The sequence below is a fragment of the Actinocorallia longicatena genome (genome assembly GCF_039534125.1).
Classification (GTDB): domain Bacteria; phylum Actinomycetota; class Actinomycetes; order Streptosporangiales; family Streptosporangiaceae; genus Actinocorallia; species Actinocorallia longicatena.
Window position 1 is genome coordinate 104,680 of record NZ_BAAAUV010000002.1, and the last position, 14,625, is coordinate 119,304.

Below are 14,625 nucleotides of genomic sequence, written 5' to 3' on the forward strand. Positions count from 1 at the left end.
AATGCGGACGCCTGTCACTCTTCCGGGGTCGTAGGTAGCCGAGGGCGGCGGGGCCGGGCTGGGGAACAGCGGGTCACCTTGCAGGGTCACCCGGCCGGGTCGCCAACGGCACCCGGCGGATCGGGGGCGCGCCGAGCCGGAGGATGCTCGACGGGTCGTCCCGGTGCGCCGGGGGCTTGGTGCGGATCGATTCGATGTGGACGACGAGGTGCTGGACGGTCTCCGCCTCGACGAAATCGCCGATGTCGTGGTCGCGCGGCGGGAGCGCCCACCAGTGTTTCGTCGAGGGCCCGAACCAGATGGTCCAGTCCGGATAACGCCTGGTCAGGAAGGAGAGTTCGGTAGCGTGATCTTCTTCCGACATCTCGCCTCCCTTCAGGGTCTTTTCGAGTGTGCCGAGCAAAACAATTCGGGTCAAGGCTTGTAGGAATGTTCCCGAAATGGCTTGGCTACGCGAAAACGACTTACCTGAAGTGAATGGCGACGATTCCTTTTCTAGGCGGTATCCCGGAGCACCAATTCGGTCGGGAAGACCACGGGGGACTCCACCGGCTCACCGGCGCTCAGGCGCAACACCATCCGGGCCGGTTCCCGGCCCATGGCGGCGATGGGCTGGCGAACCGTGCTCAGCGGGGGCTCGGAGCAGGCCGCCGCGGGAGCGTCGTCGAAGCCGATCACGGCGACGTCCTCGGGTACTCTGCGACCGGCGGCCCGGAGCGCTTGCAACGCTCCCAGGGCCATCAGATCGGACGCCGCGAATACCGCGTCGATTTCCGGATCGTCACGCAGAAGCTGACGCATCGCGTCCAGTCCCGAATCGCGGGTGAAATCCCCGGTGGTAATGAGAGAACGCAGGTCTGAATCGTTCAAAGCGCGCCTATAACCGGCCAGCCTGTCTATTCCCGCGACCATGTCCTGGGGACCGGCGATCGTGGCGATCCGGCGGCGTCCCAGCGACAGCAGGTGCCGGACCGCGAGCTCCGCCCCGCCGGCGTTGTCGGTGTCCACGTAGGGCAGGTCCGAGGGGGTCAGCGGCCGTCCCGAGACGACCACCGGGACACCGCGGCCCGCACCTCGGGCGTGACGCCCGCCGAACCGTTCACCACCCGCGGGAACGAGTGGCAGCGCCTGACCGCCGGCGCCTTCGTCTCGATCATCATTCCCGTCATCGTCTTCCTGTCCATGCAGCGCCACTTCGTGCGCGGGCTGCCGGCGGGGAGCGTCAAAGGGGCAGGACGCGAGATCGGAACACGGCGGGTCCCGGACGGGCGGAGCCCGGTCAGCGTGCCGGCGCTCCCGCCGTACCGGGCCGCCAGGCCACCCAGCCGCCCAGGTAGCTCGGCTTGACCGCCGCCAGATACCAGCCGGGGCTCCTGGCGGGCCAGGTCCCGCGGGGATCGCTCTTCTGGTCCCACGGAATGATGATCAGTGAGATGCCGGGGGCGGGCGGCCCCGCATAGCCGGGGTCGAAGGGGGTCAGCCCGTTCCGCGCCTGGAAGGCGTGCGAGGTCCAGATCCGCCAGGGCATGCCCGGATAGACCATCGCCACCCGGTCCTGCGCGGTGAGCCCTACCGTGTGCAGCGAGGTCGCCTCCGCGAGCCTTCCGTTCCACGGCTCGGTGATCTTCCGGTCGACGACCGCCGTCATCACGATCGACAGCACGCACAGCCCGCCCGCGCACACCGCGACGGTCCCGCGCCGGGCGAAGGCGATCCGGGCGGCGACCAGCAGCCCGAACACCAGGAGCGCCGTCCAGGTCGCCGGCCACATCGGCAGCCCGTCCCACTCGCCGCTCAGGAACGCCATCTCGGGGAAGTCGTAGGTGCTGTAGCTCCGTGTGGCCAGGGCGTCCCCCGCGTACAGCCAGACGATCCCGAGCGCGGCGGCCGTCGCGGCGGCCAGCCCCAGCACGGCCCTGCCCAGGACGGGCACCGGCGCCTTGACCAGGGCGGTGGCCCCCGCCGCGAACAGGACCGGCATCAGCGGCAGCAGGTAGCGCCCGTAGGCGTAGTTGCCCATGGTCCCCTCGTCCGGCAGCGCCATCGACATCCCCACGGCGATCACCGCGGTGGTCACGAGCACGGCGGCGGCCGTCACGCGGTCGGCCCAGTCCGCCCCGCGACGCCCCGCGACGGCCGCCAGCACGAGGATCCCCAGCGTGCACAGCCCCCAGCCGGAGACCGACAGGTACCAGAGCTTCCCCGCGACCAGGGACCCCGTCCAGGCGTAGCCCGACAGTGAGGTCAGCCGGTCGCCGACGAAGCCCAGGAACGAGTACGCCCCCGCCGGATAGATCTTCCCCTCGACCCAGTGGTTGAGCAGCCGGCCGGCCGCCGCCGCCGCGAGCGGTGCCAGCGCCGCGGCGCCCCACCTTCCGAGCGCGGGCCTCCGCCGCCACAGCACGAGGGAGACCAGCGCCATGTGCACGGCGAACACCGCGGCCCCCCGGCTGTGCACGGCCGAGGCGTAGGCGGCGGCCAGCCCGGCCGCGACCCCGTATCCGGCCCGCCCCGACCTCAGCCAGGAGTGGGCGGCCAGCAGCCATCCGGTGACGACCACCGTCAGGAGCGTGTCGCTCAAGGCGAACTGCGACCAGTACACCATCCCCGGCAGGAGCGCGCCCGCGTGCGCCATGCCGTAGGCGGGCCACCGTGCCAGCCCCATGCGCCGCATCAGCCCGAACATCAGCAGGAACAGGACCCCGCCCAGGAGCGCGTTGATCCCGATGACGCTTCGGTACACCGCGTCGGGTTCGGAGGTGAACCAGGTGACGGGCGCGATGAACAGCCCGTACCCGGCCTGGTAGAAGGTCCGTCCCGAAAGGTCGCCCGCGGCGCCCCCCGACAGCAGCCGGCCCGCGAGCAGATAGCCGGTCTCGTCGGGGATCATCGTCGGGACCGTGCGCCCCGCCGACAGCAGCAGTCTCAGCAGGAACTGCCCGAGCAGCCCTCCGACCAGCAGATAGGGCCACCAGGCCATGGTCCCGGCCGGGGTCGGCGATGCCTCCGCGGATCTCGGCCGCACAACAGTGAGTGTCTCCACGAGTGCGGACCGTAGTTAGCGTTCCCCCTCGCGTACAGCACCCTCCGGGCGTGGCGCCCGGTGAAGGGCGAAGCCGTGGCGCACGTCACCTCGACTGCCCCGGTTCGGTGGGGTTGAGTGGGGAGTGTGATCGAGGAGAGCGTCGCGGGCCTGCTGGGGGACGTCGGGATTGCGGCCGTGCCCCTGGAGGTCACCGGGAAGGCGGGGCTGCCCTCGGTCTTCCGGGTCGACGTCATGGCGGGTGCGAGTGTCGGGGCCGCGACGGCCGCCGCCGCCCGGCTGTGGCAGGCGCGCGGCGGCCCCGCCGCGCGGGCCTCGATCGACCTCGGCCACGTCGGGATGGCCTTCGTCTCCGAGCGGCTGTTCAAGGTCGCGGGCAGCGAGCTCGACCTGTGGGCGGACCTCTCCGGCGACTACGCGACCGGCGACGGCGGCTGGGTGCGGCTGCACTGCAACTTCGACCATCACCGGGACGCGGTCCTGCGGGCCCTGCTGACGGCGCCCACCCGCGACTCGGTGGCGGCGGCGTGCGGGCTGATGCCCGCGGTGGCCGTCGAGGAGGCGGTGCTCGCCGCGGGCGGCGCGGCCGGCGCGCTGCGGACCCGGTCGCCGTGGGCGGGCTTCCCGCACGGGCCGCTGGTCCGGCTCACGCGGACGGGCGAGGGCCCCGTGGTGCCGCTCGCACCGGCGGCGCGCCCGCTGGAGGGCGTGCGGGTCCTGGACCTGACCCGGGTGATCGCGGGCCCGGTCGCCACCCGGACGCTCGCGGCGCACGGCGCCCAGGTCCTGCGCATCGGCGCCGCGCACGTGCCGGAGGTGCCCGGCCTGGTCCTCGACATGGGTTTCGGCAAGCGGTCCTGCCATCTCGACCTGCGCTCGGCCGAGGGCCGGGCGGCGCTGCGCGAGCTCGCGGCCACCGCCGACGTCCTCATCCAGGGCTACCGTCCCGGCGCGCTGTCCGGGCTCGGTTTCGGCCGCGACGACCTGAAGGCCCTCAACCCCTCCCTCGTGACGGTCGACGTCTCGGCCTACGAGCCGGAGGGCCCGTGGGCCGGACGCCGCGGCTTCGACAGCCTCGTCCAGATGACCACTGGTATAGCCGAGGAGGGGATGCGGTTCGCCGGCAGCGACCGTCCCGTCCCGCTGCCCTGCCAGGGGCTCGACCACGCGACCGGCTACCTGGGGGCGTTCGCGGCGATCAGCGGGCTGGTCCACCGGGCCGAGTCCGGCGGCTCTTGGCACGGCTCGGTCTCCCTGGCCGGGACGGCCCGCTGGCTCGACTCGCTCGGCCGGGTGACCCCCGGAGCCGGCCAGGACCCCGACGACGACCTGATCGCGGCGGTCAACACCCCGCACGGAGTGCTCTCCTTCGTCCTCCCGCCCGGCACCGCCTCCGGGCTCCTCCCCTCCTGGGACCTGGCGCCCGCCATCGACGGGAGCGCACTCCCCGTATGGATCTGAACCACTCCGGCCAGAGCGAAAAGGAAAAATAACCAGTGGTCACATATTGACCTGACCACTGGTTAGGTGCGAATCTTCCGGGCAGTTCTCCTCGATCCCCCCGGAGGTTCCCATGACGCGCCGCATTCTCGCAGCGCTCGCCGTGTCCGCGCTGGCCGTGTCGGCCACCGCGTGCGGCGGAGACGACGACAAGAAGACCGAAGGCCCCCGCACCCTCACCGTCTGGATGATGGAGGGCGACCTGTCGGACGGCGCCGTCGCCGCCATCAACGACAAGTTCACCAAGGACACCGGGGCCAAGGTCGACCTGCAGATCCAGCAGTGGGACGAGATCAACACCAAGATCAGCACCGCGCTGGCCCAGAACGACCCTCCGGACGTCGTCGCGATCGGCAACACCAACGTCCCGCTGTTCGCGGCCAGCGGCGGCCTGCTCGACCTGACCGGCAAGCAGGCCGAGCTGACCGGTGGTCAGACCTGGCTGCCCGGCCTGGCCGGTCCCGCGACGGTCGACGGCAAGCTGTACGCCGCCCCGCTGTTCGCCGGCAACCGCGCCGTCGTCTACAACAAGGAGATCTGGGCCAAGGCCGGGGTCACCGCCGCACCGAAGACGTTCGCCGAGCTCACCGCGGCCCTCGACAAGGTCAAGGCCAAGAACACCGGCAAGGACTTCTCCCCCTTCTACGTCCCCGGCCAGTACTGGTTCGGCGCCGTCCAGTTCCTCTGGGACGCGGGCGGCCGGCTCGCCGTCCAGGAGGGCGGCAAGTGGGCGGGCAAGCTCTCCTCCCCCGAGTCGATCAAGGGGCTGGAGGCGTGGAAGGCCTTCCAGAACAAGTACTCCGTCCCGGCCTCCCGCAACGTCACCAACCGCGCCCCCGACCAGGCCGCGCTGTTCGCCGACGGCAAGGTCAGCGCCGTCGTCGACTCCAGCGTCAAGACCATCCTCAAGAACAAACCGGAGCTCAAGGACAAGATCGGGACCTTCCCGTTCCCCTCGGCGACCGACGGCAGGACCCAGCCGGTCTTCCTCGGCGGCACCGACCTGGCCGTCCCGGTCAAGAGCAAGGACGCCGACCTGGCCGTCACCTACCTGAAGACCGCCGCCAGCGCCGACGTCCAGAAGTCGGCGATCGTCGGCCTGGACGGCTGGACCCCGGTCTCGACCGAGCTCATCGAGCAGGTCTCCGGCGGGCTCCCCGACACCTCGCAGGCGTTCGTCCAGGCCGCCAAGAACAGCGTCGCGACCCCGGCGACCCCGGGCTGGGCGACCATCGAGACCGACCAGTCGCTCTCGACCTTCTTCGCCGACATCGCGACCGGCCGCAAGTCCGTCGCCGACGCCGCGAAGGCCTTCGACGAGCACCTGAACACGGCGCTCAACGCCTCATGACCGTTCTCCACCGACGCCCGTCCCGGCTGCGCAAGCCGGGGTCGGGCGTCCCCTATCTGCTGCTCGCCCCGGCCGCGGTGCTGTTCGCGCTGATCCTCGGATACCCGCTGGTGAAGCTGCTCGTCCTGTCGTTCCAGGACTTCGGGCTGCGCGCCCTGTTCACCGGGACGGCCGAATGGGTCGGGGCCGACAACTACTCCGAGCTCGCCACCGACGACGAGTTCCTGCCCGTCCTGGTCCGCACGATCGTCTTCTGCGCCGCCCTCGTCGCCGGGACCCTGGCGATCGGCATGGGCGTCGCTCTCATGATGGTCAGGCTCGGCAAGAGGATGCGGACCGCCGTCACGCTGGTGCTGATCACCGCGTGGGCCGTGCCGAGCGTCGCGGCGACCCTGATCTGGCAGTGGCTGTTCCAGCCGCTGTACGGAGTGGTCAACTGGGCGCTCGGCGCGGGCCAGCACGACTGGCTCGCCACCCCGCTGTCGGCGTTCTCGATCGTGTGGCTGCTGGTGGTCTGGCAGTCGGTGCCGTTCGTGGCCCTCACCCTCTACGCGGGGCTGTCGCAGATCCCGCGCGAGTACTACGAGGCCGTCGCGATCGACGGCGCGGGGCCCGTCCAGGCCTTTCGCGCGATCACGCTGCCGTTCCTGCGGCCGATCCTGCTGCTCGTGACGATCCTCTCGGTGATCTGGGACTTCAACGTCTTCAACCAGCTGTGGATCCTCACCCGCGGCGGTCCGCAGGGCGGGACCACCACCCTCAGCATCCTGTCGTTCACCAAGGCCTTCAGCGGCAACGCCTACGGCCAGGGCGCGGCCATCGCCGTCGTCGCCGTGGTGCTGCTGATGGGCCTCACCGCCTACTACGTGCGGCGCCTCGTCCGCTCCGGGGAGGAACTGTGAAGCGTTTCCTGTTGAACGGGACGGCCGTCGTCTTCTGCGTGGTCTGGGCGTTCCCCGTCTACTGGATGGTCACCACGGCGTTCAAGCCGTACGGGGAGATCCTCGACACCAGCCCCGACTTCCTGCCGTGGCCGCTCAGCTTCGGCAACTTCTCCTCGGCGCTGAACAAGCCGCACTTCTGGGACTACCTGCTCAACAGCCTGATCGTCGCCTCGTCGGTGGTCGCGCTGTCGATCGTCGTGGCCTTCCTCGCGGCGACCGCGCTCACCCGGTTCCGGTTCCGGGGCCGGCGCGGCTTCCTGCTCGGCGTCGTCTTCGTCCAGATGATCCCGCAGCCCGCGCTGGTCATCCCGCTCTTCCTCGGGATGAAGAACCTCGACCTGCTCGACAACCTCGCCGGGCTGACGCTCACCTACGTGGCGTTCGTCCTGCCCTTCACGATCTGGACGCTCCGCGGCTTCATGCACGGCATCCCGATCGAGCTGGAGGAGGCGGCGATGGTCGACGGCGCCGGACGCGCCACGGTGATCCGCAGGGTGCTGCTGCCGCTCGTCATGCCGGGGCTGATCGCGACCAGCGTGTTCGCGTTCATCACCGCCTGGAACGACTACATCTACGCCTACGTGATGATGAAGGACCAGGCCAACTACACCCTTCCGCTGTGGCTGGTCTCCTTCTCCTCCAACACCGGCACGGACTACGGCGGCCTCATCGCCGGTTCGACCCTGTTCACGCTGCCGGTCGTCATTTTCTTCATGGTGATCCAGCGACGGCTCGTCGCCGGAATGACCTCGGGGGCGGTCAAGGGATGATCAATCTGGTTCCGTTTCCCGGCGAGATCCGGGAACTGCAGGGCTCGCTGGAGCTCGACGGGGTGGCGGTGACGGGCGACCGCGACGTCGCCGCCCTGCTGGTGGAGTACTTCGGGGAGGGGCGCACCCCGGTGCGGCTGCTCCTCGGCGACCGCGACGACGACGGGTACGCCCTCACGGTCTCCCCCGAGGAGATCGTGCTGACGGCGCGGGGGACGCCCGGGCTGCTGTCCGGCGTGCAGACCCTCCGCCAGCTCCTCGGCCCCGACGGCCGGGTGCCCTGCGTGGAGATCACCGATGTTCCCCGCTACGCCTGGCGCGGCGTCCTGCTCGACGTCGCCCGTCACTACATGCCGCTTGACTTCGTCTTCCGTTTCGTCGACCAGCTCGCCTTCCACAAGCTGAACGTCCTGCATCTCCATCTCACCGACGACCAGGGCTGGCGGATGGAGATCGACGGCTATCCGCGCCTCACCTCGATCGGCGCCTGGCGCAGCGAGAGCATGGTCGGGCGGGCCGGTTCGGTCGCCTTCGACGGCACTCCGCACGGCGGTTTCTACACCCAGTCCGAGCTGTCGGCCCTGGTGCGGTTCGCGGCGGCGCGGGGCGTGCGGGTCGTCCCGGAGATCGAGATGCCGGGCCACGCGCGGGCCGCGCTGGCCGCCTATCCCGAGCTGGGCAACCGCGCCGACCGGCCCCTTCCGGTCTGGACGGGCTGGGGCGTCAGCGAGCACGTCTTCGGGGTCCAGGAGGAGACCCTGGAGTTCTGCAGGGAGGTGCTGCGCCAGACCATGAAGGTGTTCCCGTCGGCCGACATCCATCTCGGCGGGGACGAGGTGCCCACCCTGCAGTGGGAGAACAGCTCCGTCGCCAGGGAACGTTCCCTGGAACTCGGGCTGGAGGGTCCCTCCCAGCTCCACGGCTGGTTCCTGGGCGAGATGGCCAGGTTCCTGTCCGCGCACGGCCGCCGGGCCGTCTGCTGGGACGAGGCCGGAGATTCCGATGCGATCCCGCCCGAGACGGTCGTCATGGCCTGGCGTGATCCGGCCCATGCGGCACGGGCGTCCGCACGCGGCCATGAAGTGATCATGACTCCCTACCGGTGGACCTATCTGGACTACCCTCAGACCGACAGTCCCCACGAACCGCTAGGCCAGGAAGGCGAGATCATCACCCTCTCGGACGTGTACCACTTCGAGCCAGGGCCGGTCCTCGGCACCCAGGCCCAGCTGTGGACCGAGTTCGCCGCGACCCCCGCCGAGGTCGAGTACCTGGCCTATCCCCGGCTGTGCGCGCTCGCCGAGATCGCCTGGTCGTCGCGGCCGCGCGACTTCGCCGAGTTCACCGCCCGGGTCGGCCCGCACCTGGCCCGGCTGGGCGTCCCGCACGGCGAGGTGCCCGCATGACCGCCCTGAAACGCGACCGCGTCCGCGACTACCTCCTGGACCTGATCGAGCAGTTCGGTCCCGGCACCCCGCTGCCCGCGGAGCGCGATCTGGCCCAGGAGCTGGGGGTCTCGCGGCCGACCCTGCGCGCGGCGATCGAGGACCTGACCCAGGCGGGCCTGCTGGTCCGCCAGCACGGCAGAGGCACCTTCACCAGCCCGAACAAGGTCAACCAGCAGCTGTCCGGCACCTCCTCCAACGCGTTCGCGGTGCCGCCGGCCGAGGGCAACTGGATCAGCAAGGTGCTGGAGTTCGAGACCTTCCCCGCGGGGGCGCCGATGGGGGCCAAGCTCCAGCTCTCGCCGTCGGAGCCGGTGCTGCGGATCGTCCGGCTGCGCTCGGTGGACGACGAGCCGATCTCGATAGAGCGCATCCACGTGCCCTACAACCTGGTCCGCGAGCTCGTGCCAGGCGACATGGAGGAGGGCAACTTCTACCAGCTGCTGCGCACGAACTTCGACGTCACGGTCTCCGACGCCGTCCAGACGGTCGAGCCGACCGTCACCGACGCCGAGGAGTCGGCGCTGCTGCACGTCCCGCTGCACGCCCCGGCCCTGCTGGTCGAGCGCACCACGAAGGACACCACCGGGCGGACCTGCGAGTTCACCCGGTCGATCTACCGGGGCGACCGGTACCGGGTGACCTCACACCTCAAGTTCGACACCACGTCGGGCTAGGGGCTGTTTCAAAGTCGGCGCCCGTGGCGAGCGGCGTCCAGGTGCGTGCCTCGCGGGGGCGGAGGAGGGAGTCGACCTGGTTGGGTCGGCGACCGACGACAACCTCGCGAGGTGCGTGCCTGGGCGCCGCGCAGTAGGGCAGTTGACTTTGAAACAGCCCCTAGGGGCGCCGTGTGAGGTCCAGGGCTCAGAGGTCACGGCGGACCGAGGTGAGGGCCAGCAGGGCGACGTGCAGCGACGTGCAGGCCTCGACGTCGTCGAGGTCGGTGTCGAGGACCCGCTCGATCCGGCGCAGCCGCTCGTAGAACGCGGGCCGGGACAGATGGGCGGCCTGGGCGGCGACCGCCTTGTTCCGGCCCGTGTCCAGGTAGAGGGTGAGGATCCGGGTCAGGTCGCTGCCGCGCTGGGCGTCGTACTCCAGCAGGGCCCCGAGCTCGCGTTCGACGAAGGTCTGGAGCCTGGCGTCGTCGCGGAGGAGATGGAGCAGGCCGCGCAGGCGCAGGTCGGGCAGTCGGTAGTAGAGCCGGTCCCCCGAGCCCTGGGCGGCGACGTCGGCGACCTGCTCGGCCTCCAGGAACGACCGGCGGACGTCGCGGATGGACTCCACGACCGAGCCGGTCGCCATCACCGCGTCGGCGCTGTGCCTGCGGACGGCCTTGGCCATCTCGGTGAGGGCGTTCTCGGCGTCGGCCCGGGTGGGGAGGCTGGCCAGGACGCCGACGCGGGCCTGCGGGGTGCCCTCGTCCAGGACCCCGACCAGGGCGGCGAGGCTGGCCTCCCGGCCGGCGGCGGCGGTCGCCTCGGCCAGCTCGGCGATCTGCTCGGGTCCGGCGTGGGCGCGGGTGCGGACCACGACCCCGAGGAGCCTGCGGCCGGAGAGCTGGACGCCCAGCGCCCTGGCCCTGGCGGCGGCCTCCTGGGGGTCGGAGTAGGCGTGGGCCAGAATTCCGCTGATGATCGTCCCATGGGCCTGGCGTTCGAGCGAGGCCTCGTGCCGGTCGAGCAGGCGGCCGAGGGCCAGGGTGGTCGCGGCCCGCTCGATCAGGACGATCTCGCGGGGGCCCGGCGCGATCTCCGGAAGGATGATCAGCCGGCCCCAGTCCTCGCCGCGGGCGCCGACGACCGTCACCAGCCAGCCCGCCGACTCGTCGTAGGCGGTGCGCATCTCGGTCCGGACGGCCCGGGAGCGGGTCTCCCAGGAGTTCAGCAGCTCGGCGGGGTCACGGCCCGCGGCGTCGGCGGCCAGCACCTGGTGGGAGAGGTTCTCCAGGACGGCCGGACGGCCCGCCAGCGAGGCGACCTGGCGGATCACCTCGGCCGGGGGCGCCCCCTCGACCGAGAGCTGGGTGAAGATCTCGTGGAGCTGCTCCGAGGCCCGCAGCTCCTCGAGCTGGGCGTCGAGGATCCGGGCGTGGACGGCCTCGGTGACGTCGACGAAGAGCGTCTCCCGGCCCAAGATGATCACCGGGACGCCCTCCTTCTCGGCGGCGGCGACCAGCGCGGGCGGAAGATCCCCCTTGTAGCGGCGGCCGAGCTCGACCATGAGGCCGCTGACCCCCACCTGGGCCAGGCTCCGGACGTACTCGCGCAGCCGGGAGGCCTCGTCGGGCAGGGCGATCCCGGTGGTGAGCACGAGCTCGCCGCCTCTGAGAAGGTGGGCGACATCCGTCACCTCGGCGACATGAACCCAGCGAACCCGGGAATCGAGACGGTCGGAGCCCGCCACGACACGGGGCTGACCGCGCCGCACCGGGTCGAGCCTGAGAACGTCGGCCAAGGTGGGAAGCATTGTGAGCGCATCCTATGCGCCGGAAAGGCGGAAACATGGACGGCTGGACCGAGACCGGCAACGCACTGATCCAGGAGTGGGTCTTCAAGGACTTCGCGGAGGCCATGATCTTCGTCAACAAGGTGGCGGCCGTCGCCGAGGAGGCGAACCACCACCCCGACTTCCACATCGTCTGGAACAGGGTCACCCTGACCCTGTCCACGCACGACGCGGGCGGCCTCACCGAGAAGGACTTCGCCCTCGCCGAGCGCCTCAACACTGTGTAAAGCAATTCTTGAAATAGCCGACACTTCGCTAGTGGCCTACACCACGCTGAGCTGGAAAGACTTAGGGCCATGTCGGAACTCCTCGCACGCCACCGGGCGGTCATGCCCAACTGGGTGGCCCTCTACTACGACCAGCCGATCGAGATCGTCAGCGGCAAGGGCAACCACGTCGTCGACGCCGAGGGCAACTCCTACCTCGACTTCTTCGCGGGCATCCTGACCAACATGATCGGGTACGACGTCGCGGAGGTCCGCGAGGCGGTCGAACGCCAGATCGCCACCGGTGTCGTGCACACCTCGACCGTCTACCTCCTGCGGGGGCAGGTGGAGCTCGCCGAGAAGATCGCCCGGCTGTCCGGCATCCCGGACGCGAAGGTGTTCTTCACCAACTCCGGCACCGAGGCCAACGAGGCGGCCCTCCTGCTGGCGACCTACGCCCGCAGGAGCAACCAGGTCCTGGCGATGCGCCAGAGCTACCACGGCAAGTCCTTCGGCGCGACGGCCGTCACCTCCAACCGGGCCTGGAAGAACAACGGCTACAGCCCGTTCACGACCAACTTCCTGCACGGCGCCGACCGGCATCTGCCGCAGTTCGCCCGGCTGTCGGACTCCGACTACGTCAAGGTCTGCGTCGAGGACCTGCGCCATGTGCTCGCGACCGCGACCGGCGGCGACGTCGCCGCCCTGATCGCCGAGCCGATCCAGGGCGTCGGCGGCTTCACGATGGCCCCCGACGGCCTGTTCGCCGCCTACAAGGAGGTCCTCGACGAGCACGGCATCCTGTTCATCGCCGACGAGGTCCAGACCGGCTGGGGCCGCACCGGCCAGAGCTTCTTCGGCATCCAGAACCACGACGTGGTCCCGGACGCGATGACCTTCGCCAAGGGCCTCGGCAACGGCTACGCCGTCGGCGGCGTCGTGGCGCGCGGCGACCTCATGGACGCCCCGCACGCGATCGGCCTGGCGACCTTCGGCGGCAACCCGATCTCGATGGCCGCCGCCAACGCGACCCTCGACTACGTGCTCGACCACGACCTCCAGGCCAACGCCGCGCACACCGGCCGGATCATCATCGAGGGGCTGCGCGAGGCCGCCGGGGACCTGCCGTTCGTCGGCGACGTCCGCGGCAAGGGCCTCATGTTCGCCATCGAGCTCGTCGACGCGGAGACCGGCACTCCCGCGCCCGCGCTCGCCGCGAAGATGATGGAGGAGACCAAGCGTCGCGGTCTCCTCGGCGGCAAGGGCGGCCTGTACGGCAACGTCATGCGCATGGCCCCCCCGCTCACCCTGACCGAGGCCGAGGCCCGTGAGGGCCTGGCCATCCTCGTCGACTCCCTTAAGGCGCTCGCGTGACCAAGCACATCACCCACTGGATCGGCGGCAAGCCCTTCACCGGCACGTCCGACCGGGTAGGCGACGTCTACAACCCGGCCACCGGCAAGGTCTCCGGCACCGTCGACTTCGCCTCCCGGACCGAGATCGACGAGGCCGTCGCCGCCGCGAAGGCCGCCTTCCCCGCCTGGCGCGACGCCTCCCTGTCCAAGCGCGCGAACGTGCTGTTCACGTTCCGTGAGCTGCTGGTCCGCGACTCCGCCGAGCTCGCGAAGATCATCTCCTCGGAGCACGGCAAGGTCGAGTCCGACGCTGCGGGGGAGGTCGCGCGCGGCCTCGAGGTCGTCGAGTTCGCCTGCGGGATCCCGCACCTGCTCAAGGGCGGCTTCTCCGAGAACGTCTCCACCCGGGTGGACGCCTACTCGATCCTCCAGCCGCTGGGCGTGGTCGCGGGCATCACCCCGTTCAACTTCCCGGCGATGGTGCCGATGTGGATGTTCCCCGTCGCGATCGCGTGCGGGAACACCTTCGTGCTCAAGCCGTCGGAGAAGGACCCGAGCGCCGCCATCAAGATCGCGGAGCTGTGGGCCGAGGCCGGCCTTCCCGAGGGCGTGTTCAACGTCCTGCACGGCGACAAGGTCGCGGTGGACGGGCTGCTGGAGCACCGGGACGTCAAGGCGGTGTCGTTCGTCGGCTCCACCCCGATCGCCCACTACATCTACGAGACGGCTGCCCGCAACGGCAAGCGCGTCCAGGCCCTCGGCGGCGCCAAGAACCACATGCTGGTCCTGCCGGACGCCGACCTCGACCTGGCCGCCGACGCCGCCGTCAACGCGGGCTTCGGCTCCGCGGGCGAGCGCTGCATGGCCATCTCGGCGCTGGTGGCCGTCGAGCCGATCGCCGACGAGCTCGTCGCCAAGATCAAGCAGCGGGTCGAGGGACTCACGACCGGGCCGGGCGACGACCCGTCCTCCGACATGGGCCCGCTGGTCACCGGGGTCCACCGCGACAAGGTCGCCACCTACCTGACCTCGTCGGTCGAGCAGGGGGCCGACCTCGTCGTCGACGGCCGCGAGGGCCTCCCGCAGGGCGACGGCTTCTGGCTCAGGCCCACGCTGATCGACAACGTCACCGCCGAGATGGACTGCTACAAGGACGAGATCTTCGGCCCCGTCCTGTCGGTGCTCCGGGTGAGCACCTTCGACGAGGGCATGGCCCTCATCGACGCCAACCCCTACGGCAACGGGACCGCGATCTTCACCAACGACGGAGGGGCCGCGCGGCGCTTCCAGAACGAGGTCGAGGTCGGCATGGTGGGCATCAACGTCCCCATCCCGGTCCCGATGGCCTACTACTCCTTCGGCGGCTGGAAGGCCTCGCTGTTCGGCGACTCCCACGCCCACGGCACCGAGGGCGTCCACTTCTACACCCGCACCAAGGCCGTGACGGCCCGCTGGCTCGACCCGTCCCACGGCGGCGTCAACCTGGGCTTCCCGACCAACGGCTGA

Annotated in this window: 13 protein-coding genes and 1 pseudogene; 10 read left to right on the top strand and 4 right to left on the bottom strand. The window is 70.6% G+C overall.

The features are described 5' to 3' along the window. Positions 1 to 73 precede the first annotated feature (73 nt). Together ABD785_RS03450 and ABD785_RS03455 are read right to left on the bottom strand one after the other, a co-directional pair. Positions 74 to 364 (bottom strand): hypothetical protein, encoded by a 291-nt coding sequence (locus ABD785_RS03450; RefSeq protein ID WP_344822002.1) that lies wholly within the window; start codon positions 362 to 364, stop codon positions 74 to 76. Positions 365 to 495: 131 nt separating this feature from the next. Further along, positions 496 to 1,053 (bottom strand): substrate-binding domain-containing protein, encoded by a 558-nt coding sequence (locus tag ABD785_RS03455; RefSeq protein ID WP_344822004.1) that lies wholly within the window; start codon positions 1,051 to 1,053, stop codon positions 496 to 498. A gap of 36 nt (positions 1,054 to 1,089) precedes the next feature. Between ABD785_RS03455 and ABD785_RS03460 the strand changes: the two are divergent. Further along, positions 1,090 to 1,230 (top strand): annotated as a pseudogene (locus ABD785_RS03460) (carbohydrate ABC transporter permease); the annotation flags it as partial. Between the two features lie 49 nt (positions 1,231 to 1,279). Here the strand turns inward: ABD785_RS03460 and ABD785_RS03465 are convergent. Next, complete coding sequence (locus ABD785_RS03465; RefSeq protein ID WP_344822005.1) at positions 1,280 to 3,025, bottom strand: hypothetical protein; 1,746 nt, start codon at positions 3,023 to 3,025, stop codon at positions 1,280 to 1,282. Between the two features lie 144 nt (positions 3,026 to 3,169). Between ABD785_RS03465 and ABD785_RS03470 the strand changes: the two genes are divergently transcribed. The 6 genes from ABD785_RS03470 (at position 3,170) to ABD785_RS03495 (ending at position 9,730) form a co-directional block, all read left to right on the top strand. Next, positions 3,170 to 4,504: a CoA transferase gene (locus ABD785_RS03470; RefSeq protein ID WP_344822006.1), complete on the top strand. Its 1,335-nt coding sequence runs from the start codon at positions 3,170 to 3,172 to the stop codon at positions 4,502 to 4,504. A 112-nt stretch (positions 4,505 to 4,616) separates the two neighbouring features. Then, positions 4,617 to 5,894 carry an extracellular solute-binding protein gene (locus ABD785_RS03475; RefSeq protein ID WP_344822007.1) on the top strand — a complete coding sequence of 426 codons (1,278 nt, stop codon included), beginning with the start codon at positions 4,617 to 4,619 and terminating at the stop codon, positions 5,892 to 5,894. Then, positions 5,891 to 6,796 (top strand): carbohydrate ABC transporter permease, encoded by a 906-nt coding sequence (locus ABD785_RS03480; protein WP_344822008.1) that lies wholly within the window; start codon positions 5,891 to 5,893, stop codon positions 6,794 to 6,796. Before ABD785_RS03475 ends, ABD785_RS03480 begins: the two co-directional genes overlap by 4 nt. Then, a complete protein-coding gene (locus ABD785_RS03485) occupies positions 6,793 to 7,608 on the top strand; it encodes a carbohydrate ABC transporter permease (RefSeq protein ID WP_344822009.1) in 816 nt (271 codons plus the stop codon). Before ABD785_RS03480 ends, ABD785_RS03485 begins: the two co-directional genes overlap by 4 nt. Then, positions 7,605 to 9,014 carry a beta-N-acetylhexosaminidase gene (locus tag ABD785_RS03490; RefSeq protein ID WP_344822011.1) on the top strand — a complete coding sequence of 470 codons (1,410 nt, stop codon included), beginning with the start codon at positions 7,605 to 7,607 and terminating at the stop codon, positions 9,012 to 9,014. Before ABD785_RS03485 ends, ABD785_RS03490 begins: the two co-directional genes overlap by 4 nt. Then, entirely contained in the window at positions 9,011 to 9,730 is a 720-nt protein-coding gene (locus ABD785_RS03495; RefSeq protein ID WP_344822013.1) for a GntR family transcriptional regulator, read from the top strand. The genes ABD785_RS03490 and ABD785_RS03495 overlap by 4 nt, the downstream gene beginning before the upstream one ends. 187 nt (positions 9,731 to 9,917) lie before the next feature. Here ABD785_RS03495 and ABD785_RS03500 read toward each other — a convergent pair whose 3' ends face one another. After that, positions 9,918 to 11,519: a PucR family transcriptional regulator gene (locus ABD785_RS03500; RefSeq protein WP_344822015.1), complete on the bottom strand. Its 1,602-nt coding sequence runs from the start codon at positions 11,517 to 11,519 to the stop codon at positions 9,918 to 9,920. A 35-nt stretch (positions 11,520 to 11,554) separates the two neighbouring features. On the opposite strand from ABD785_RS03500, the gene ABD785_RS03505 reads away from it, so the two are divergent. From ABD785_RS03505 to ABD785_RS03515, 3 genes are all read left to right on the top strand, one after another. Continuing rightward, the gene (locus ABD785_RS03505; RefSeq protein WP_344822017.1) at positions 11,555 to 11,785 is read left to right on the top strand and encodes a 4a-hydroxytetrahydrobiopterin dehydratase; all 231 of its coding nucleotides are present in this window, start codon (positions 11,555 to 11,557) and stop codon (positions 11,783 to 11,785) included. Between the two features lie 69 nt (positions 11,786 to 11,854). Continuing rightward, positions 11,855 to 13,138: an aspartate aminotransferase family protein gene (locus ABD785_RS03510; protein WP_344822019.1), complete on the top strand. Its 1,284-nt coding sequence runs from the start codon at positions 11,855 to 11,857 to the stop codon at positions 13,136 to 13,138. Then, on the top strand, positions 13,135 to 14,625 hold the full coding sequence (locus tag ABD785_RS03515) for a CoA-acylating methylmalonate-semialdehyde dehydrogenase (RefSeq protein WP_344822021.1): 1,491 nt from the start codon (positions 13,135 to 13,137) through the stop codon (positions 14,623 to 14,625). The genes ABD785_RS03510 and ABD785_RS03515 overlap by 4 nt, the downstream gene beginning before the upstream one ends.

What these genes read in the sequence shown, in the direction of transcription:
- ABD785_RS03505 (WP_344822017.1), top strand. Translation starts at nt 11,555, where the DNA reads ATGGACGGCTGGACCGAGACCGGCAACGCACTGATCCAGGAGTGGGTC.
- ABD785_RS03475 (WP_344822007.1), top strand. Translation starts at nt 4,617, where the DNA reads ATGACGCGCCGCATTCTCGCAGCGCTCGCCGTGTCCGCGCTGGCCGTG.
- ABD785_RS03490 (WP_344822011.1), top strand. Translation starts at nt 7,605, where the DNA reads ATGATCAATCTGGTTCCGTTTCCCGGCGAGATCCGGGAACTGCAGGGC.
- ABD785_RS03510 (WP_344822019.1), top strand. Translation starts at nt 11,855, where the DNA reads ATGTCGGAACTCCTCGCACGCCACCGGGCGGTCATGCCCAACTGGGTG.
- ABD785_RS03480 (WP_344822008.1), top strand. Translation starts at nt 5,891, where the DNA reads ATGACCGTTCTCCACCGACGCCCGTCCCGGCTGCGCAAGCCGGGGTCG.
- ABD785_RS03450 (WP_344822002.1), bottom strand. Translation starts at nt 364, where the DNA reads ATGTCGGAAGAAGATCACGCTACCGAACTCTCCTTCCTGACCAGGCGT.
- ABD785_RS03500 (WP_344822015.1), bottom strand. Translation starts at nt 11,519, where the DNA reads ATGCTTCCCACCTTGGCCGACGTTCTCAGGCTCGACCCGGTGCGGCGC.
- ABD785_RS03495 (WP_344822013.1), top strand. Translation starts at nt 9,011, where the DNA reads ATGACCGCCCTGAAACGCGACCGCGTCCGCGACTACCTCCTGGACCTG.